The organism is Fructobacillus evanidus (assembly GCF_963580165.1).
Classification (GTDB): Bacteria; Bacillota; Bacilli; order Lactobacillales; family Lactobacillaceae; genus Fructobacillus; species Fructobacillus evanidus.
The window spans coordinates 37666-58214 of the sequence record NZ_CAUZLM010000003.1; the positions used below are offsets into that span (position 1 = coordinate 37666).

A 20549-nucleotide genomic window follows, 5' to 3' on the forward strand; every position below is an offset into this window, starting at 1 on the left:
AGTGTAAATTGTAGGAGGACGTTTGACGTCATGAGTGATACTAACAGCGAATTATTAGCAGCTCTGGAAAGTGCTGACCAAATTAAGGTAGGGGACGTCGTAACTGGCGAAGTGCTAGCAATCGACAACGATAACCAAGCAGTTATCGGTCTTCACACCGGAGAAGAAGGAGTTGTGCCAGCGCGTGAGTACTCTGACGATCGTAGCGTCAACTTGGCCGACGATTTGAAGGTCGGTGACACCATCGAAACTGTTGTTGTTTCGAACGTAACGAGTGACAAGGAAGGCGTTGCCTACTTGTTGTCAAAGAAGCGCTTGGAAGCCCGCAAGGCTTGGGAATCATTGTCATTTAACGAAGGTGATGTTGTTGATGCGAAGGTTATCAACGCCGTTCGTGGTGGTTTGATTGTTGACGTTGCTGGTATCCGTGGCTTCGTACCTGCATCAATGGTTGCAGAACGCTTTGTTTCAGACTTGAACCAATTCAAGGGACAAGACATTAAGGCAGAAGTAATCGAAATCGACCCAGCCAAGGCTCGTTTGATTTTGTCACGTAAGGCTGTTGCAGCCCAAGAACGTGCCGAAAAGTTGGCTGAAGCATTCAGCCGTTTGACTGTTGGCGAAGTTGTTGAAGGAACTGTTGCTCGTTTGACTGACTTCGGTGCTTTCGTTGACTTGGGCGGCGTGGACGGATTGGTTCACGTTTCTGAAATCTCACATGACCGTGTTAAGAACCCATCAGACGTTTTGTCAAAGGGTGAAAAGGTTAACGTTAAGATTTTGGCCTTGGATACTGATCGTGGACGTATCTCACTTTCAATCAAGGCAACCCAGCCAGGTCCTTGGGATGAAGTTGCAGAAAAGGCCCCAGCCGGTACTGTTCTTGAAGGAACGGTTAAGCGCGTGAAGGACTTTGGTGCATTCGTTGAAATCTTCCCTGGTATCGAAGGATTGGTTCACGTTTCACAAATTTCACACAAGCGTGTTGAAAACCCAGCCGACGTTTTGAAGTCTGGTGACAAGGTGAAGGTTCAAGTGTTGGATGTTAAGCCAGCCGAAGAACGTATCTCATTGTCAATGAAGGCTTTGGAAGAAAAGCCAGCCAACCAACGTGAAGACCGCGATGACAACCGTGGCGCTTCACGTGCTGACATGGCAGCCTTCCAACAAGACGATGAAGGTGCCGCTACTTTGGGCGACATCTTCGGCGACAAGTTGTAAGATTTAAAAATGGAAAGGCTGGTTATCCAGTCTTTTTTTATTGGAAAGGAGCGGGAATATGGCAGCACCGATTGTAGCCGTAGTGGGTCGTCCAAATGTTGGTAAGTCCACACTATTTAACCGCATTGTTGGCGATCGAATCGCCATTGTCGAGGATATGCCCGGGGTTACTCGTGATCGTTTGTACGCACGGGCAGAATGGCTAAATTATGACTTCCGGATGATTGATACCGGAGGGTTGGAAATGGGAAATGCGCCATTTTTGACGGAAATTCGCGCCCAGGTTGAATTAGCTATTGATGAAGCCGACGTCATTTTGATGGTTGTTTCTGGTCGAGAAGGCCTGACAGCCGATGACCAAGCTGTGGCCAATTTGCTTTATGGTACTGATAAGCCGGTTGTTTTGGCGGTCAATAAGGTCGATAATCCTGAAATGCGGTCAGATATTTATGACTTCTATTCATTAGGAATGGGCGACCCTTATCCCGTTTCTGGATCACACGGAATTGGTTTGGGTGATGTTTTGGACGAAATCGTCAAGCATTTCCCAGATGAAGCCGCAGAACAAGACGATGATGCCGTCCGGTTCTCGATTATTGGTCGACCAAACGTTGGAAAGTCATCAATCGTTAACGCCATCTTGGGCGAAGACCGGATGATTGTCTCAAACATCGAAGGAACGACCCGTGATGCCATTGACACCCGTTTTATTACCCCTGAGGGTGATGAGTTTGTGATGGTTGATACGGCCGGAATTCGTAAGCGTGGTAAGGTTTACGAAAACACGGAACGTTACTCGGTCATGCGGGCAATGAAGGCCATTGATGAGTCACAGGTGGTCTTGATGGTCTTGGATGCTGAAACTGGTATTCGTGAGCAAGATAAGCACGTTGCGGGTTATGCGCATGAGGCCGGAAAAGCTTTGGTGATTGTCGTCAATAAGTGGGATGCCATCGAAAAAGATACGCATACCATGACTGATTTTGAGAACTTGATTCGCGACGAATTTAAGTTTTTGGATTATGCACCAATCGTCTTTGTTTCAGCGAAGACTGGACAGCGCTTAGACCGCTTGCCTGATTTGATTTTGGCCGTGAATGAGAATCATCAGAAGCGAGTTTCATCATCAACATTGAACGACGTCTTGATGGATGCTTTGGCAACGAATCCGGCACCATCTGATAATGGTCGTCGTTTGCGTGTTTATTACGCCACTCAAGTGGCAATCGAGCCACCAACGATTGTTGTTTTTGTAAACGATGTTGAACTGATGCATTTTTCATATCAACGTTTCCTAGAGAACCAAATTCGAGCAGCTTTTGATTTCTCAGGAACGCCTATCAAGCTGATTATTCGTCAGCGTAAGTAACGTTTTATCGTTGAAAGTTCCAGTACGGTGAGGATTCACTTGCAAATGTGCGGAAAACCGCAATTACCGCATGAAATTGGGCTTTATACCTACACATTTTAATTTACATGTGCTATCCTATCTTTATGGAAGTTGCCACGGTAGCGTTCCCAAGCTGCTAACGATTGTCACGTTAGCGGATATTCTAAATTAATTATTCGCGAGGAGAAAAGGAATGGCAAACAAGCAAGAATTGATCGATTCAGTCGCAATGAAAACTGGTTTAACAAAGAAGGATGCAGACAAGGCAGTTGCCGCTGTCTTGTCATCAATTGAAGACGCTTTGAAGAAGGGCGAAAAGGTTCAATTGATTGGTTTTGGTAACTTCGAAGTTCGTGAACGTGCAGCTCGTAAGGGCCGTAACCCACAAACTAAGGAAGAAATCCAAATTCCTGCATCAAAGGTTCCTGCATTCAAGCCTGGTAAGGCATTGAAGGACGCCGTTAAGTAAGCGAACCTTTTCAGATTAAGCACACTCAGTCGAGTGTGCTTTTTTGTTTGCGTTTGACGGCCGAGTGGTGCAATAACGCAACGTCTAATTGGAAAAATCAGTACGCTACTGTTTTGCAACAGGAAAATGGACAATTTAATTGTTTATTGTTAGAAAATCGAAAAATATCCTTGACTTGGAGTGGACTCCAGGGGATAAGATGGAGTTATCAGTGACGGATGAATTCATCAAGGGACGGTGACCACATTTATGGCATTGTTTTGTCAAAACGAATTTATCTATACTGCGTCTGATTTTACTTTTAAAGCAGACAAGTTCATAATCAGCGAAAAGGAGTATCAACAAACATGAAAGCAGCAATTTTTGTAAAGCCAGGACAAGTTGAAATGCAGGAGGTTGAAAAGCCAACGATTCAAGGACCCAAGGATGCCGTGATTAAAACGGTACGAGCATCGGTTTGTGGCTCTGATCTTTGGTTCTACCGGGGCATTGCAAAGCGTGATGGTGGTAGCCAGGTTGGGCATGAAGCCATCGGGATCGTTGAGGAGGTTGGTAGCGCGGTTTCAAACGTTCAGCCGGGTGATTTTGTTATCGCACCGTTTACCCACGGCTGTGGGCACTGTCAGGCGTGCTTAGCAGGTTTTGATGGTGACTGCCTTGACCCTGATAAGGGTGGTTCAACTGGTTACCAAGCTGAATATATCGGATTCAAGAATGCGGATTGGGCATTGGTTAAAATCCCTGGTCAACCAACAGACTATAGCGATGACCAACTGAAATCCTTGATGACGTTGTCTGATGTGATGGCGACCGGTTATCACGCTGCAGCCACTGCCGAAGTGAAAGAGGGCGACACGGTGGTCGTCATGGGTGATGGTGCCGTAGGCCTTTCAGGTGTGATTGCAGCCAAGCTCAGGGGTGCCAAGCGCATTATTTTGATGTCGTGTCATGAAGATCGCCAAGAACTGGGCAAATCATTTGGTGCGACCGATATTGTGGCCGAACGTGACCAGGCTGGCATTGACCAGGTGATGGCACTAACGGTTGCCGGTGCGGATGCTATTCTTGAATGTGTTGGTTCGGAGCAAGCTGTGGCAACGGCTGTTCAACTTGGCCGTCCAGGTGCCGTCGTTGGTCGTGTGGGGATTCCTCAAGACCCAATGATGAACACTAACAATTTATTCTGGAAGAATATTGGTTTGCGTGGCGGTATCGCTGCGGTTACTACGTATGACCGTGAGTTGCTATTGAAGGCGGTCCTTGATGGCAAAATCAATCCGGGCCAGGTCTTTACCAAGCAGTTTGCGCTGAAGGATATTCAACAGGCCTATGAGGCGATGGATCAGCGCGAAGCGATTAAGTCTCTGCTTGTCTTTTAGGTTTTTAATGGCCTGCATAAAACCCCTGGCCAATTAATTGGCTATAAAGGAGTATGATGAAAAAGAATAAAAAAAGGATAGCGATTGTAGGGGCATCGACAACAATACTGGCGATGCTGGCAGTCGGGCTGACTGTTTGGCTGACTCGGCCAACTATCCCTACTTCTAATACAAAGCCAACTGAAGCGACGGTCTTCTTTCATGGCTATGGTTCTTCCCGAAATGCCGAACAAACAATGAGTCGGTATTTAATTCAGCAAAAGTATTCAAACCGTAAGATTAATGTGACGGTTAGCAAAAACGGCCTGGTTAGTTTTAGCGGTACCGTGAAGAAGGGTGACCAAAATCCATTGATTTTGGTGCAGTTTAACGATAATCGGAATACTAATTTTGATAAAACCAATCAGTGGGTTACAAAAATCATGAAGGATTTGCATGACCAAGGGATTCAATCCGTCAACCTGGTTGGCCATTCGATGGGCAATCTGGCCATCGCTTTCTATTTGAAAAATCATGTGCAGCAAAGTAATCAATTACCGGTTGTGAAACGGCAAATCGCGATTGCTGGTCCCTTTAACTTTTTGAAGGATAGCCCAAGGCCAAAGTCGAATTTGAACTTAGCGGACCCTGCCAGCCAGTCTGAAGCTGATTTTAACAAAGTCGCGTTAGCTGGTTTGGAGCAATATTACGAGAATAATCAGACTAAAGTGTTGAATATCTATGGCAATAGCATGGGTAAGGAGGAATCGGACTCGACCGTTACTAATAACGCGTCGAAGTCATTGAAGTACTTTGTCCGCCAGCCAAGCACCTATCAAGAAAAGTTATTTACTGGTAAAAATGCGCAACATTCAAAGCTGCATGAAAATCAGGACGTTAATAAGGTCCTCAAGCAGTTCTTAATGGAATAAAAATACTTCAATGATGTTAAAGCGAACTTGTAACCTAGTAGTTCTAGTAAAATATTAAGGATGAAATAGCCAGTTGCCGATGATATATCGGGGATTGGCCTTTCTGATTTTACTTTAACCCAGTTTATTTTTTTACGACTTTAGGAGTACTGATAGTACATGTTGATAAGCGGTTAATGAGCGGGCGAGGGTTGTTTTTTGTCGTACGAAAGGTGCAAAAATGAATATTAAAGAAGCTGCAAAGGCGACTGGATTGTCAAATGATACCATTCGCTATTACGAACGAATCGGGATTATCATGACGGTGCCCCGTAAGGAAAATCAGTTGCGTGACTTTACCGAGCGCAACATCAATCAATTGAAGTTTGCCAAAACGATGCGCCACGCAGGTGTATCAATTGAACGATTGCGTGAATATATGGGCATGGTTTTGGAAGATGACAATCGGACAATCCCTGCACGAAAGGCTCTGCTACTAGAACAGGCAGAAGAGATGCAGGGGCGCATTAACGAAATCCAGGCCGCTTATGACCATTTGCTGTATAAAACTGATCATTACGAAAGCCACATGCGCCAAGCGGAGAGTCGCTTAGAATAGGTGCTAGATTCGTTTTATTAAATGAGTTACATGCCTGATTTGGTCGCCAAAGCGAATTATTTTCCAAATTAGAACGACTCTATAAGTCTCTCTGTTTTATTTGATACTTTCTTGAAAACTGATAGAGAAACGATTGACAAAACGTTGTTTTATTGGTAAAATTTAATTACAATTTTCACATAGCTATATATTAGGAGGCACTTTTAATGAAAGTTGCAGTAATTGGTTCAACGCACGCCGGCGTGTTTGCCGCTAAGCAGATTAAGGCAGACCACCCAGACGCTGAGGTACACGTGTTTGAAAAGAATCAAACAGTTTCTTTCTTGTCATGTGGAATCGCCCTTTGGATTGGTGACAACGTTTCATCAACTGACAAGATGTTTTATGAAACGCCAGATTCAATGGCTAAGCAAGGCATTTCAATGCACATGCAAACGCTTGTTGAAGCTGCAGACTTGGAAGCAAAGACTTTGAACATCAAGGACTTGGTTTCTGGTGCCCAGTCAGAAGAAACTTTCGATAAGATTGTTATTACTACTGGTTCACGTGCTATTAAGCCCCGCATTCCTGGTATCGATTCTGACAAGGTCTTTGATTCAAAGACTTGGGATAATGCCAACGCCTTGAAGGAAGTGACTGAAAAGGTCAAGCGCGTTATCGTGATTGGTGCTGGTTATATTGGTGCCGAATTGGCAGAACAATTGTCAGTTAACAATAAGGAAGTGACTTTGATTGATGGTTTGGACCGTGTGTTGGCAAACAATACTGCGCCTGAATTCTCATCTGTTTTCCAAAAGGCCTACGAAGACCACGGTGTTAAATTAGCCCTTGGTCAAATGGTTTCAGGATTCGAAGACACTGCCGATGGTATCAAGGTAACGACTGATAAGGGTACTTACGAAGCAGATATTGCTATCTTGGGTATTGGCTTCTTGCCAAATACTGCTATGTTCCGTGACCAAGTTGATATGTTGCCAAACGGTGCTATCAAGGTTAACAAGTTCATGGAAACTTCTGTGAAGGATGTCTTTGCTGCCGGTGATTCAGCAACCGTCTTCTACAACCCAACACAAAAGGATGACTATATTCCATTGGCAACCAATGCTGTTCGTCAAGGAATCTTGGTTGGTAAGAACATTGTTGAACCAACGATGGCTTACCAAGGAACACAAGCAACATCAGCCGTTGAATTGTACGAAATGGCCTACGCTGCTACTGGTTTGACTGTTCAATCAGCAGCACGTAAGGGTGTTGAAGCGGATTCTGTGACAATTTCAGAAGATTACCGTCCTGATTTCATGTTGTCAACAACGCCTGTTAAGGCATCATTGACTTGGGAAAAGGGTACTCGCCGCATTGTTGGCGCTGCTTTCTTGTCAAAGCATGACATTTCACAAGCTGCTAACGTGGTTTCATTGGCGATTGAAAACGGCATGACAATTGATCAATTGTCAATGACGGACTTCTTCTTCCAGCCAAACTTCGGTCAACCAGTTAACTATGTTTCATCAGTTGCCATGGCTGCCGTTGCCAAGGCAAACAAGTAAAAATCAGCCTGTTCAAGCACTCGGGTATTGAACCCAAGTGCTTTTTTATTTGAAAGCCCTTGCATAAAAAGCAAGGACAGTGTAAGCTGATAGGGTAGTAAATTTGAATATAGCGATCTGGGGTACCATTTTGGTTGAGAATTAAACCCATTGAACCTGTTAGGCTAAGACCGACGAAGGAAGATCCACACAAGTTTTTTATGACCACCCGTGTTGGACTCTGCCCAGGCGAGTGGTTTTTTCATGCCTTTTGTTCCCCTGGACGCAAAGGAGAGAATAATGAAACAAAAGTGGACGCTACAAAATGTGATTTTGCTGGCTTTGATTGGGATTATCTTCTCGGTCATTTACTGGATCATGGATCCGGTTTACCAAATCGTTAATAGCGGTTTGGCCGTGATTGGGTTGCAAGCCTTTACGAATGAAATCACGCTTGGTGTATGGATGATGGCCGGACCATTGGCTTCTTACATTTTAAAGAAGGTCGGTGCCGGCTTTATCGGTGAAATGTTGGGGGCGGCCGGTGAAATGTTCTTGGGTGGTTCTTATGGTGTTGGAACACTCTTGTCCGGTTTTATCCAAGGAATTGGTTCTGAACTTGGATTTGCTTTGACTGGTTATAAGAACTGGTTCGCTGGTCTTTGGTTGTCAACCTTGACTGGAACAGTCGTCACCTTTGGCTGGGACCTCTTTAAATCAGGTTACATTCACTACAAGTTCGGCTTGTTAATTGCTTTGTTCATCGTTCGTTACCTATCAATCTTCTTCTTCTCAGGTGTTTTGGTACACTTGATTGCCAAGTTGTTGGATCGATCAAAGTTGTTGTCCCACGAATAAGGAGGACAAAAAATGGCAATAACTGCCAGAAACCTCACGGTGGCTTATCGTGATCAAGCCATCATTGATAATCTAAATTTAACGCTTGAAAAAAAGACCCTGACCCTCTTAATGGGGCCTTCCGGGTCAGGAAAATCAACCCTACTAAAGGCCTTAGCGGGTCTTTACCCTCAATACGGTGGCCAGGTCAGTGGTGAAATCGAAATTGACCAAACGGCAATTGCCACACTGAAGGCGAATGAAAGGGCCAAGCGCGTGGCTTTGCTCTTTCAAAACCCCGATGACCAGTTTGCTATGCCAACGGTGCGGGAAGAATTCATTTTTGCACTGGAAAACCTCGAATTGGGCAAGGAAGAAATTGATCAAAAGACGGCCTGGGCACTGGAAAAGGTTGGTTTGACGGATTTTGTCGACCGGTCCTTTGTGACTTTATCCGGTGGGGAAATGCAAAAGGTTGCCTTGGCGGAAGTGTTGGCCCTGGGGGCCGACTACCTGCTGCTAGATGAACCCTTTGCTGCCGTCGATAGTCAATCGCGGGAAGACCTCCAGGCTTTGCTTAAACAGCTTAGCCAAGAGGGCTACGGTATCCTTGTTTCCGACCATGACTCAGCTGGGTACTTCGATAAAATCAGTCAGTTTTATCAGCTCAAAGAGAAGTCCCTGGTGCTGGTTCCTGAAAACGACTGGAGCCAATATGATTATCAAAAGCAGACAGTGGTGTTGAAACCGGTCGCCGAAAGTGACCAGGTAGAGGAGACCGCCTATCGCTTGGATAACCTGCGAATCCAAAACGGGGAACGGTTGGTCTTAGACCAGGATATCTTGCAAATCTTTGCCAAGGGTATCACCTTGCTGACAGGACCAAATGGTGTCGGCAAGTCTTCCGTTTTAAAGACGTTGGCACGACTGCACCGCTATGAGGGTTCTTTAACCTACCAGGAACAAGAAGTCCACGCCTGGAAGCCGCGTCTCTACTTTGGCCAGGTCGGTCTGCTGTTCCAATCAGCCTCCGACCAGTTCTTAAACATTACGGTCGACGAGGAGCTTGACCAAGTGATGGCCAAGAGTCATCACGCTGATTTCTGGACGAAAGAGGTTTTGGACCAGTGGTTGTCTGACCTGCACTTAACGGGTTTGGGTGACCGGTCGGTCTACACGCTTTCGGGTGGGCAGCAGAAGAAACTTCAACTGTTATTGATGCTGATTATGGCGCCACAAGTACTCTTCTTAGATGAACCGCTGGCAGGCTTGGATGAACAGTCGGTGGCGGTCGTATTGAATCTGATTCAGACCTGCCAACAGGCACTCGGACTGACCATTTTGGTTGTTTCTCACCAAACAAGGGACCTGGTCAACATTGTTGATCGCCACTTGCGCTATGAGCAAACGGCGATGGCCTATCAAGAGGAGGTGCTCGTATGATGAACGCCACACAACGCATGGTCTTGGCTTTGGCAATTTCGTTGGAAATTTCTTTGACCAAATCAGTAACGCTAAACGTTGTCCTCTTTTCGGTTGCCTTCTTGCTATTGCTAATTCGGCGTCAGCCCCTCAAGAAAATCGGTCTCTACGTGGCCATCGCCATCATTCCGGTTTTGGGTTCGTTCTGGTCCTTTTACCTTTATGGCCAGGGAACAACAGCGGAAAATCTGCATTTTGGTTTGGTGATGGGGAGTCGAGTCCTCGTCTTTATCTTTATTGGCGCCTGGCTGACGATGGGGATGACGCCCTACGTCCTATTAGCCTCTCTACGCCAAAATCTGAAGATGTCGGCAACCTTTACCTATGGGATTTTGGGCGCGCTAAACTTTATGCCACGGTTTAAGCAGGCTTTCTCGTCGATTCAAGCGGCGGGGATGATGCGTGGTGAAGTGTTACGGTGGTGGCAGCCAACGCTGTATTTCAAGGCTCTGGTTCATGCCATTAAGTGGTCCAAAAACCTAGCTATGGCCATGACTTCACATGGTTTCCAGGAAGGAGCCTCACGTTCAGCCTACCGGGATTATCCAATGGCAAAATCAGGCTGGGTATTAATTGTTTTGATTTTGATTGCATTGCAAGTAATCTTGTTCTTTTCTCGCTATTAACGGGGAAGGCGATAAGCTGACGATTAAAAAACGACCAATTCGTTTTATTGACGAATTGGTCGTTTTTTTAGCTCTTTTTCAAGTAGGAAAGGATTTCTTTTTGCATGGCTTTTACAAAGGGGTCCTTAGCCGAGGATGGGTTAATCACTAAACCGAGGTGGCGGTAATAGGCGTGCTGAAAGGGGTAGGCTTCGACTTCGCCGGAAAGTTTTGTGAGCGCTAAGTCCGGCAAAATCCCCCAACCCAAACCGGCCTCGACCATGGCCAAGATAGACTGATCATCAATCGAATAGTTGATGGCCTGAGGCTTGACCTGGAGTTCATCCAGGGCTGCTTTGGTGTCGGAATCATAATCGGACCGTTGCAAGATAAAGTGGCGGTCTTCTAAGTCGTCTTGGCTAATCGAAACACCATTTTTGGGAGTAAAATCAGCTGGGGTGATGCACTTGATTTCATCATCGATCAGGGGCAGCGCATCCAAACGGCTAATGGTTGGCAGAGCCGAGAACCCAAGATCGATTTTTCCTAACGATAAGGCCTGTTCAATTTCGGCGAAGGAGCCCTGAATCAAGGTGATTTCAACCTGGGGGTATTTTTTAGAAAAGCGCCGGATGATGGTTGGGAGCCAGGCAATGCAGACTGATGAAATAGCGCCAATTCTGATTTGTCCGCCTTGTAATCCTTGGATTTTAGCGGCGGCTGAAAGGAGTTGCCGTTCCTCGTTGAGCAGACGTTCGACCATAGGTAAGAGGATCTGGCCGTTGCGGGTAACCTGCATCTCGGAGCGGTTGCGGATTAAGAGGGGAATGCCCAACTGTGCTTCGAGGTGTGAAATGGCGTGGGAAACGGCCGAAGGCGTGATATTTAAATCGTCGGCAGCCTTCCGAAAAGATCCGCGGTCGGCGACTGTTGCAAAGATCTGGTAAGTAAAAGTTTTCATGATAATTCCCTTGATGAATTTTTCTAATCTTAAATTGAAAAAGTTTAGTTTTACTTGTTATAGGTCCAAGTATAGACTATTAGGGTAGGATTGCAAAGGAGATTGTTCATGAATAATGACCAAACGGGCTTCGCCCGCACGCTGTCTCACCGTCACGTGGCCATGATTGCCCTGGGTGGGACGATTGGAACCGGGCTTTTCTTGGGAGCCGGTTCTTCGATTCATAAGGCCGGACCAGCCATTTTGCTGGTTTACATTATCACAGGACTATTTGTCTTTGCGATGATGCGCGCCTTGGGTGAATTGTTAGTATCAGATGATTCAAAACCAGTGTTTATTGATTTTATGACCCAGTACTTGGGTGAACGAGCCGGCTTCGTGTTAGGCTGGACTTATTGGATTGGTTGGGTCGTGATTGCCATGACCGAGCTAACGGCGATTGGAACATACATGCACTATTGGTTCCCTGATTGGCCGGTGTGGCCATGGGAATTAGCCTTTCTCATCGTGTTGTACTTTGTTAATACGATTGCGGTTAAGATCTTCGGCGAAACTGAGTTCTGGTTTGCCATGATTAAGATTGTCGCCATTGTCGCGATGATTATTACCGGCCTGATTTTGGCTTTGGGACACGTGAAGACGTCAATGGGTGTGACTCAGTTTTCGACGCTGTGGTCGCACGGCTTAGTGGCAGACCATGGTAAGGGCTTGTTATCGACCTTCCAGATGGCCTTCTTCGCCTTCTTGGGTGTTGAATTCGTCGGGATTACCGCAGCTGAAACGAAGGACCCGTTGGAAACGATTCCGCGGGCCGTTAATTCGATTGTGATTCGAATTCTGATTTTTTATATAGGTGCCTTGTCGGCCATCATGATTATCCAACCATGGACCAACTACCAGGCTGGTGAATCACCATTCGTCCAGGTGTTCTCTGGTATCGGGATTCAATCGGCAGCGGCCGTGATTAACTTCGTCGTTTTGACGGCAGCGGCTTCCGCTATTAACTCGGCCTTCTTCACGACCGGACGGATGTTGTATTCATTGGTTGGCGAAAAGTCTCGCTTTAAGAAGCTAAACAAGAACGCCATCCCCAAATCCGCCATTAACCTGTCAACGTTGATTGTCGGCCTCGCCGTGGTGGTCAACTACTTGTTCCCAACAGATGCCTTTACCCTGATTTCATCAATGGCCTCAGCAGCATTCTTGCTGATTTATATGGCTTTGATGGTCACGCACTTGCGCTTCCGCAAGGCGACGAAGGGGCAGAAGAGCCATGGATTCCAATTACCATTGTCGCCCTTTAGCAATTATTTGACGATTGCCTTTTTGGCTTTGATTTTCGTCATCCTGTTGGTTACACCGGCCACGACGGTAACGACTTTATTGGCTGTGCTGTGGATGGTGCTGTTGACCACGATTGCCTTCTTCAAATTTAAGAAAAATTAAGCTGAAGCATGAAAATCAGCTTGTGCCTCGTCCTTGTTTGAACAGGGGCGGGGCATTTTTGATTGGCTAAGAGAGTCGACTGATTTATTAAAAGGCGAGCTTAGAACTGTGATAAAATGAGGACAAGCGTGATTAAAGGAGTAGGATTTATGAAAATTGCAGTTGTCGGTCTTGGACACATGGGAACAGCCCTTGTTCAAGGACTAAAATTAGGTGGACACACGGTTTTGGGGTACTCATCAAATGCCAAAAAGGCGGATGCCTTGCAGATTTCAGTGGTGAGCACGTATGAGGACCTGGTGCAGTCAGACTTTGATGTGTTGATGTTGACGGTGCCAGCCAAATTGGTAACGGCAGTTTTGGCAAAAATTGTTGCCGCCGGTCTTTCTGACAAGGTCATTGTCCTTTCTGCGGCTGCCAGCGTGCAAAACGCTGATTTACGGGCGGCAGCGCCAAACAACCCGGTCACGACCTTTATTCCAAATATCCCAGTTGCGGTTCAGGCCGGCACGATTGCTTTGGCTGCTGATGAATCCGTTACCGGTCAAAATGACCAGGTGGTCCATGCTGTTTTGGAGTCGCTGGGGGATGTCTTGGTGGTGAAAGAAGACCAATTAGCCATTGCCGGAACTATCGGCGGTTGCTCACCAGCCTTTATCGATGTCTTGATGGATGCTATGGAAGACGCTGCCGTAGCCAAGGGGATGGATCGCAAGCAAGCGGGGCAGATGGTGGCCTCAGTGGTAGCGGGGACGGCACAATTGGCGCAACAGTCTGATTTGTCCGCTGGTGACTTGAAGGGGCAGATTACATCGCCTGGGGGTACAACGATTAAGGGCGTCTTAGCTCTAGATCAGCATGGCTTCCGCGGGGCAGTGCATGCCGCTATCTTGGCAGCAGCTGGTGATTAAAAGCCTTGAGCTTTTAAGTGATTGAAATCAACTTGGGACCAAGGAGCGAAACCGCTTCTTAGCCCCATTTTTTTATGAGAGAGGGAGAGAATGATGCAAGCACTGCCGGAAGCAATCAAAAAAGTCTGGTACATCATGGAAGTCATTGGCGCCATCGTAATTTTAGCCATTTACTTTGCTGGAAATTGGGCTTTACAACATTTTTTGAAGTTTTATCTACCAATTTGGGCAATCTGGGGTCTCTTTTTGGCCATTGTGCTCTGGTTTGTCGGCGGGATCTTATTAGTCCGTTACCGCTATGCTTTTTACCATTTTATGGTTAACGGAACGAATGTCGAAATTAAAAAGGGCTTCTTCTTCCGGACTCATACTGCGATTCCAATTGCCCGGGTGCAGAACGTCGATTTGGACCAGGGACCGATTTTACGGGTGTTTAAATTACAACAGGTGCATATTTTGACGGGTGGCTCCGGTCATCAAATTGAGGCTTTAACGGAGGAGGAGGCCGAAAAGTTTAAGGATAGGGTCATGACGTTGGCCAGGGAGGCCCGACATGAAGGCTAAGCACTTACATCCCCTTGCTTTTGTTTTGGATTTTTACCGGCAGTTGAAAAACATGGTGGCCTTTGCCTTAGCTATTCTGTTCTTTTTCCACTTTGCTTGGTGGGAGTGGGCCTTGCTTTTCTTGGCTATGGTGGTTTGGTCGATTTTAAGTTTCTGGATGAAGACCTATGAACTCACGGAGACTGAACTGATTTACCGGTCGGGCGTGTTGGAACGTCAGGTCCGCCACTTGCCCTACCACAAAATTCAAAATATTCATCGAAAGCAATGGTTTTTCCTGCAACCGTTTCATTTGGAGGACATTGCTGTTGACTCCGGGGGGGAAGGGGGCCAAGAAAAATCAGATTTCCCTCTCCGTTGTGCCAACGTGGGTAGCGCTGGTCCTTGAGCAAAAGCGACAGGATGAAACGACCAATCTGGTTGCCTTGATTGAGCGGGCACAAGTTCAGGCACAAAAAGAAGGGCCAGTGACACAGGAGCCAGATTTGTCAGCCGCCGAGGAAACCCCGCAGAGGCAGCCGCTTGAGTTTGAAAATGACCAAGCAACCGCCACTCGAACAAGCTCATTGCGGTCAAATGGTTCTAGTAGACAATCTGATGACTCCTACCGGGCCTCAATTTTTTCTCTGATTACCTATGCCGTGACGACGCCGGAAGTCATCTTTCAATTTTTTATTTTTGTTGGCGGGGTTGCCCACTTAGATCAACAAGGGGTAGTCAGCCGTTGGCTTGAGCAGGAGTTTACTAACCATGTTCTGGGCCTGGGCGCCCTAGTAATGGTCTTGCTGGTGGTTTTGTTTGTCCTGATTGTGGTTGCTTTTAACGTGCTGCGAACGGTGATCCTGTATTTTGGTTTTGAAGTTCATCATGATGCTGGTCATTTGACAATCTCTCGGGGACTTTTTGAACGACAAACTATGCATTTGTCGATTAACAGGATGCAAACCGTTGAGATTCGTCAAAATATTTTCCGACAGTTATTGGGCTTAGCGACCGTTAAAACGCGGTTGATTACCGATGAAAATGGCGAAGATAAGGTTTCTAAAAACGTACCAACCTTGATTCCAATGGTAAAATCAGGAGTTGTTGACCAGTACTTGTCACAGTGGCTGCCTAATTTTCCTAATCGACCAGTACAAAAGACTAGTGGGTCGACTTATCAAATTTTGACAATGATTCGTAATGGTCTCTTTTGGACGTTACCATTTGGGCTTGCCATCATCTATGTCTTTCAACGGTGGTTGTTAGTCGTTGTGCTGGTTTTGCTTGTCTTGGCCTTTGTTGCCGGTGCCGGTGTGTATAAAGGAAAGGCGACAACCGCTCAAGTGGTTAACGGACAGATCCTTGTTTTAAAAACGGCGAAGAATTACGAAACCATCACCACCTATATGGCCTGGGATAAGATTCAGTCGCTTTCAATTAAGCAAAGTTGGTGGCTGGCCCGTCGCAATCAGCGAGCCCACCTTGCCGTGGTGGTCCGAACTGATACCAGTACGAAGGTGTTGACCGTCCGTTACTTGCCAATGGAGGAGGTGCAGACCATCTTTGATTGGTACCAATCGCTTGGCTAAAACGCACATTCGTTGCAGAAATCAGTGAATAAAAAGTGGCTTGGACTGTCGTGTTTGATTGTAGGTGGCTCCGGTCCAATTAAATGATATAATGGCACTGATTTTTTTGGTAAAAGAAAAAAGAGTCGAGAATACAATCATGTATTTTCGGCTCTTTTCAATTGGTGTTGATTTACTTGGACGATTTTAGTAGTGGTGGGTTTTGACGACTGCCTGAGCCTGATCAATGCTTTCTGGCAAAGAGGCGTCAAATTGGCTCCACAGATCTTGGTCAAATTGATTGACGATGTCTAAGGCCTGTTGCAATTTTTCCTCACCAGCCTGGGTTAATGAGAGGGCTTTTGAACGCGGATTCTTCTTACCGGGGTAGCGGTCTAAAAGATCTTCGCGACTAAGTTTGGTAATAATAGCTGAAGCAGTCATGGCATCAACGTCTGCTGCCTTGGCCACCATGATTTGAGTAATCTCGGTATTTTGTAAACTGAGGCCATGGACAGTAGCCAGAATTTGAAATTGGGGGTGGGTCAAGTCAAGTTCACGGAGACGGTATTTCATTTGGCGGAACCAATCAGTATATAAGTTGAAGAATTTCTGATTGGTCGAATCCATGTAGCGAGAAAGTGAAGCAGTTTTGACAGGGCTCATGGGAACCTCCTTGGTGTTAGTGCTGATTGATAAGTATACTTATAATATAACTGATTTCACGGCAGGTGGCAAGTCCGTACGACGAAGTTTTTCACACGGGTTCTAATTTCCGTGCTATACTGCTTGTGTGATAAATAAAGTTGGGGTGCCCTGAGCTGAGATTATACCCATTGAACCTGATGCCGCTAGCACGGTCGCAGGAAACTTCGAAAAACGGATTTAAATCCTGATGCCTTTGCCCATTTTCGGCAATTGTTAGCAGGCCAGAAGTCCTCAGCTCAGGCTGAGGGCTTTTTATTATGTTCAAAAAGGTGACTGCCAACGCCACAGTCCGCCAAAATAAAGTTGATGATTGAGGAGAAAAAAATGACAAAAACGCTGCCGTTTTCCGACCGCTTTATGCAAGTGATGGAAGAACACAAGGCTGATTTTTATGCTAATCCCTTTATTCAAGCAATGATTGCTGGGGAGGTTCATCCAAAGGCACTGCTCTACTATGTTCAGCAAGATTATCGTTACCTGGGTCATTATTTGCCATTGTATGAGCAGGTCTGCCAGACATTGACCGGGCAAACAATTGATGCCGAAGTGGTCGACGATCATCGCGAATACACTGCTCATAAGATTTTGTTGGATTTGGCTCAAACTGACGATAAGAGTATCCAAGAGGGCAAGTATCCAAATTCAATGGTCACTGACCAGTACGTCAACCATATGGTCAAATCAGTTGAAAAGGATCCGTTTATCGGTTTGGTTGCCTTGGCTGCTTGTCCCTATGACTATGCCTACTTGGCTGATTTGTTGATTCGTGATGGCCTCATCAAGCCGGATAATCCCTTTATGCCATGGGTTGGCTATTACCGGGGGATTGATAAGGGCTTGACGCGACCAATGTTGGCTTTGGTTAATCAGACGGCCGAACAAGTTAGTCCCGAAGTGCAAGAAGAGGCCTTGGCTGCTTTTATCCAATCAACGAAGTATGAAAATCAATTCTTCCTGCAGGGAATGGAGGCAACAAAATGATTGATCCAAACCAATATCCGACAGCATTGACCATTGCGGGGTCTGATTCTGGTGGTGGCGCCGGCATGCAGGCCGATATTAAGACCATGCAGGCATGCAAGACTTATTCGACGGTCGTGGTAGCCGGGTTAACCGCACAAAATACACTGGGTGTGCAGGGTGCTTATCCAACTGATTTAGCCGTGATTGACCAACAGTTTGCCTCGGTGATGGCTGACTTTGATGTCCGTGCAGCCAAGACGGGGGCACTCTTTGACGAAGCTCGCGTCCTCCAGGTGGCGAAAAATATTCGACACTACCAACAAAAGAATTTTGTGGTCGACCCCGTGATGGTCGCCAAGGGCGGGGCCACCTTGCTTGACCCAGCCGGCATTTCGGCCTTGAAAAATCATCTGTTGCCATTAGCAACGCTGGTGACACCAAACCTTCCCGAAGCCGAACTTTTAGCCGATATGAAAATCAGTAACCGCGACGACATGGTTACTGCCGGTCAAAAGATTCAAGCGTTGGGTGTTCCAAATGTCATCGTCAAGGGTGGCCATGGGGAAGGCCCAGTCATTTATGATTATGTCTTATTAGAAAACGAAGAAGGCTTTTGGTTGGAAGGAAAAAAGGTTGAAACGTCAAGCAAGCACGGGACGGGGGACACCCTCTCGGCTGCGATTACGTCCTTTTTGGCCCAAGGTGATTCCCTGCGAGAAGCAATTGAAAAGGGCCACCGCTATATGAATGCCATTATTGGTCAGCCACTAGTTATCGGTCACGGTCATGGTCCTTTGAACCATGGCCAGTGGCCGAATCCAGAAGATTAAGAGGGAAAGATAATGAATTTTGATCCTGCATCATTAACGGTTTATCTCGTTGTGGGTAGCCAAAACGTCAACGACGATCCAAACGAAGTGATTCGCGTCGTTCAAGAGGCCTGTGACGCCGGCGTAACGGCTGTCCAGTACCGCGAAAAGGACCACTCAAAGTTGAACCAGGCGGAAAAGGTGGCGCTGGGCCAGAAAATCAGAAGCATTACCAAAGAAGCCAATGTGCCTTTGTATGTCGATGATGACCTGCCTTTGGCACTGGCCATTCAGGCGGATGGCCTGCATGTTGGTCAGGGTGACACACCGGTGCGAGCCATCCATGAGGTGGCACCTGATTTACTACTTGGTTTATCCGTCCATGATCTAAAAGAGCTAGCTGCCAGTGAAGCTGATTTGGCAGTCGTTGACTACTTGGGCGTTGGGCCGGCTTTTGCAACGACCAGTAAGGAAAAGGTCAAAGAGGCTATTGGGCCAGAAGGCGTTTTGGCGGTTGCATCCAAGAGCCCGCTATCGGTTGTGGCCATTGGTGGTATCCATGAAGAGAACTGCCAGGAATTGGCGGAGCTGCCGATTGCGGGTGTTGCCGTGATTTCGGCTATTACCGCTAGCGATGATATTCAACGAAGTGTTCAGAAATTACGAGGAGTGACAAAATGAGTCAAACAATCTTAACTGCCGTTCGCAAGAACCAACCCATCGTCTTGAACGTGGCCAATAGCGTTACCCCCCAATTGGTGGCCAATGCCATCGCCTATATTGGTGCTTCACCAATCATGCTCGAAGATCCGCTGGATGCCGCTGATTTGACGAAAATTGCCAACGCCGTGACCTTGAATTTGGGTTCAACTTCTGAAAATTCACAAAAGGTGATGATTAATAGTGGGAAGACAGCCAACGAATTGGGCCTTCCCGTTGTCTTCGATCCCGTTGCTGTTGGGGCAACGCCATTGCGGTCAAAGCGGGCCAAGGAACTCTTGGAATCCGTTAAGGTGAGCATCGTGCGTGGAAACCTCGGTGAGGTAGCGACTCTGGCTGAAGTCGAATGGGAAAGCCATGGCATCGATGCCGGTAGCGGTACGGCTGATCCAGTTGAAATTGTCCAGAAGGCTGCTCAAAAGCTTGGTGCCGTTGTAGTCGCAACTGGTGTTCATGACCTAGTGTCAGACGGTCAGACGGTCTACCAGATTGATAATTCGGCTAGCCAATTGGCAACCAATGTTGGCATGGGGGATGCGTTGGACGGCTTGTTGGGCGCCTTTGCTAGTCAAAGCATGGATTTGGCTGATTTGGCCTATGCGGCCGCTGCACTGCCCGTTGCCGGTGAGTTGGCGGTGGCAGAGGGGGTTGCCGGCCCTGCTGATTTCTTGAACAAGATGCTCGACCAGTTGGGCAACTTAACGGATGAAAAGCTCCAAGAACAAATCAGCCTGCACCAAGTCAAGTGATGATTGTGGCTTTGGCTGCTGGTCGCTCCTCCAGTAGAAATGAGCTAATGTGTAATCCATCTTAGCGCGTTAGCATGCTGTGTCAGTTGGTTGCCGGACTAGGTGGTCCAGTCACAAAACTGCCCGTCAGCGTCGTAGCACGCTGTGTCAGTGTTTATTACACTCGTGATTGTGCCTATCAGGCTTTTATGCTAGGATTAGTCTATTAGCAAAGCCACATGAGGAGAAATGCGCATGCCATTAATGAAAATTGACTTGATTAAGGGTCAGTACGAACCCGCAGAAATTAAGAATATCATGCAACTGTCTTTCGACGTTGCCAAGGAAACGTTATCACTACCTGATCGTGACCGTTTCCAAATCGTGACACAACACGAAGATTATGAAATTAATTTTCAAGATGTTGGTCTTGGCTATGACCGTTCAGAAAAGGTTTTGTTCTTTACAGTATTGTCAACGCCACGTCCAGTGAAGGCCAAGAAGGAATTCACGAAGTCATTGGTGGCGGTCTTGGCCGACAAGGCCGGTGTTCGCCAGGAAGATGTCATTATCTCCTTTGTCAGCAACCATGCTGAAGACTGGTCATTTGGTGAGGGAAAGAATCATTTCTTGAACGGTGACCTTTAATAAAATTAGCTCGCTAGCACTTAGTGTTAGCGAGCTTTTTTGTTAAAATCAGTCATTGTTAACGGCCGGTCAATTTCCCGTAGCCACCGTGATAAATCCAAATGGTCTATTGAAAATTGACAG

General features: G+C 46.7%; 22 protein-coding genes and 2 riboswitches. Of the genes, 20 read left to right on the forward strand and 2 right to left on the reverse strand.

The window, feature by feature from the left end; all coding sequences use genetic code 11:
- Positions 1-30: 30 nt before the first annotated feature.
- The 10 genes from rpsA (at position 31) to AABI08_RS02705 (ending at position 10439) form a co-directional block, all read left to right on the forward strand.
- A complete protein-coding gene (gene rpsA / locus AABI08_RS02660; protein ID WP_047974523.1) occupies positions 31-1221 on the forward strand; it encodes a 30S ribosomal protein S1 in 1191 nt (396 codons plus the stop codon).
- Positions 1222-1279: 58 nt separating this feature from the next.
- Complete coding sequence (der, locus tag AABI08_RS02665; protein WP_338343871.1) at positions 1280-2590, forward strand: ribosome biogenesis GTPase Der; 1311 nt, start codon at positions 1280-1282, stop codon at positions 2588-2590.
- A 214-nt stretch (positions 2591-2804) separates the two neighbouring features.
- Positions 2805-3080, forward strand: coding sequence for an HU family DNA-binding protein (locus tag AABI08_RS02670; protein WP_047974521.1), 276 nt, complete (start codon positions 2805-2807; stop codon positions 3078-3080).
- 347 nt (positions 3081-3427) lie between these two features.
- A complete protein-coding gene (locus AABI08_RS02675; RefSeq protein WP_338343870.1) occupies positions 3428-4459 on the forward strand; it encodes an alcohol dehydrogenase catalytic domain-containing protein in 1032 nt (343 codons plus the stop codon).
- Between the two features lie 53 nt (positions 4460-4512).
- Complete coding sequence (locus tag AABI08_RS02680; RefSeq protein ID WP_338343869.1) at positions 4513-5370, forward strand: alpha/beta hydrolase; 858 nt, start codon at positions 4513-4515, stop codon at positions 5368-5370.
- Positions 5371-5590: 220 nt separating this feature from the next.
- On the forward strand, positions 5591-5968 hold the full coding sequence (locus tag AABI08_RS02685; protein WP_338343868.1) for a MerR family transcriptional regulator: 378 nt from the start codon (positions 5591-5593) through the stop codon (positions 5966-5968).
- A gap of 206 nt (positions 5969-6174) precedes the next feature.
- Positions 6175-7515, forward strand: coding sequence for an FAD-dependent oxidoreductase (locus tag AABI08_RS02690; protein ID WP_338343867.1), 1341 nt, complete (start codon positions 6175-6177; stop codon positions 7513-7515).
- Between the two features lie 108 nt (positions 7516-7623).
- Positions 7624-7714: riboswitch (TPP riboswitch) on the forward strand.
- Between the two features lie 80 nt (positions 7715-7794).
- Positions 7795-8352 carry an ECF transporter S component gene (locus tag AABI08_RS02695; protein WP_338343866.1) on the forward strand — a complete coding sequence of 186 codons (558 nt, stop codon included), beginning with the start codon at positions 7795-7797 and terminating at the stop codon, positions 8350-8352.
- Positions 8353-8364: 12 nt separating this feature from the next.
- A complete protein-coding gene (locus tag AABI08_RS02700) occupies positions 8365-9774 on the forward strand; it encodes an ATP-binding cassette domain-containing protein (RefSeq protein ID WP_338343865.1) in 1410 nt (469 codons plus the stop codon).
- On the forward strand, positions 9771-10439 hold the full coding sequence (locus AABI08_RS02705) for an energy-coupling factor transporter transmembrane component T family protein (protein ID WP_338343864.1): 669 nt from the start codon (positions 9771-9773) through the stop codon (positions 10437-10439). Before AABI08_RS02700 ends, AABI08_RS02705 begins: the two co-directional genes overlap by 4 nt.
- Before the next feature lie 67 nt (positions 10440-10506).
- Here AABI08_RS02705 and AABI08_RS02710 read toward each other — a convergent pair whose 3' ends face one another.
- On the reverse strand, positions 10507-11379 hold the full coding sequence (locus AABI08_RS02710) for a LysR family transcriptional regulator (protein WP_338343863.1): 873 nt from the start codon (positions 11377-11379) through the stop codon (positions 10507-10509).
- A 108-nt stretch (positions 11380-11487) separates the two neighbouring features.
- Between AABI08_RS02710 and AABI08_RS02715 the strand changes: the two genes are divergently transcribed.
- The 5 genes from AABI08_RS02715 (at position 11488) to AABI08_RS02735 (ending at position 15871) form a co-directional block, all read left to right on the forward strand.
- The gene (locus tag AABI08_RS02715; RefSeq protein WP_338343862.1) at positions 11488-12825 is read left to right on the forward strand and encodes an amino acid permease; all 1338 of its coding nucleotides are present in this window, start codon (positions 11488-11490) and stop codon (positions 12823-12825) included.
- 149 nt (positions 12826-12974) lie between these two features.
- The gene (locus AABI08_RS02720; RefSeq protein WP_338343861.1) at positions 12975-13736 is read left to right on the forward strand and encodes a pyrroline-5-carboxylate reductase family protein; all 762 of its coding nucleotides are present in this window, start codon (positions 12975-12977) and stop codon (positions 13734-13736) included.
- A 90-nt stretch (positions 13737-13826) separates the two neighbouring features.
- The gene (locus AABI08_RS02725; RefSeq protein WP_338343860.1) at positions 13827-14300 is read left to right on the forward strand and encodes a PH domain-containing protein; all 474 of its coding nucleotides are present in this window, start codon (positions 13827-13829) and stop codon (positions 14298-14300) included.
- Positions 14290-14688 (forward strand): PH domain-containing protein, encoded by a 399-nt coding sequence (locus AABI08_RS02730; RefSeq protein WP_338343859.1) that lies wholly within the window; start codon positions 14290-14292, stop codon positions 14686-14688. The genes AABI08_RS02725 and AABI08_RS02730 overlap by 11 nt, the downstream gene beginning before the upstream one ends.
- A complete protein-coding gene (locus tag AABI08_RS02735) occupies positions 14609-15871 on the forward strand; it encodes a PH domain-containing protein (RefSeq protein ID WP_338343858.1) in 1263 nt (420 codons plus the stop codon). Before AABI08_RS02730 ends, AABI08_RS02735 begins: the two co-directional genes overlap by 80 nt.
- Before the next feature lie 186 nt (positions 15872-16057).
- Here AABI08_RS02735 and AABI08_RS02740 read toward each other — a convergent pair whose 3' ends face one another.
- Complete coding sequence (locus tag AABI08_RS02740) at positions 16058-16516, reverse strand: MarR family winged helix-turn-helix transcriptional regulator (protein WP_338343857.1); 459 nt, start codon at positions 16514-16516, stop codon at positions 16058-16060.
- A 131-nt stretch (positions 16517-16647) separates the two neighbouring features.
- Positions 16648-16736: riboswitch (TPP riboswitch) on the forward strand.
- Between the two features lie 146 nt (positions 16737-16882).
- On the opposite strand from AABI08_RS02740, the gene AABI08_RS02745 reads away from it, so the two are divergent.
- The 5 genes from AABI08_RS02745 to AABI08_RS02765 all read left to right on the forward strand — a co-directional run bounded on the left by AABI08_RS02745 (position 16883) and on the right by AABI08_RS02765 (position 20426).
- Positions 16883-17539: a TenA family protein gene (locus AABI08_RS02745; RefSeq protein WP_338343856.1), complete on the forward strand. Its 657-nt coding sequence runs from the start codon at positions 16883-16885 to the stop codon at positions 17537-17539.
- Positions 17536-18351: a bifunctional hydroxymethylpyrimidine kinase/phosphomethylpyrimidine kinase gene (gene thiD / locus AABI08_RS02750; protein ID WP_338343855.1), complete on the forward strand. Its 816-nt coding sequence runs from the start codon at positions 17536-17538 to the stop codon at positions 18349-18351. The genes AABI08_RS02745 and thiD overlap by 4 nt, the downstream gene beginning before the upstream one ends.
- A 12-nt stretch (positions 18352-18363) precedes the next feature.
- Positions 18364-19011: a thiamine phosphate synthase gene (gene thiE / locus AABI08_RS02755; protein WP_338343854.1), complete on the forward strand. Its 648-nt coding sequence runs from the start codon at positions 18364-18366 to the stop codon at positions 19009-19011.
- The gene (thiM, locus tag AABI08_RS02760; protein ID WP_338343853.1) at positions 19008-19799 is read left to right on the forward strand and encodes a hydroxyethylthiazole kinase; all 792 of its coding nucleotides are present in this window, start codon (positions 19008-19010) and stop codon (positions 19797-19799) included. Before thiE ends, thiM begins: the two co-directional genes overlap by 4 nt.
- A 234-nt stretch (positions 19800-20033) precedes the next feature.
- Positions 20034-20426, forward strand: a complete 393-nt coding sequence (locus tag AABI08_RS02765) for a tautomerase family protein (protein WP_338343852.1) — start codon at positions 20034-20036, stop codon at positions 20424-20426.
- Positions 20427-20549 lie beyond the last annotated feature (123 nt).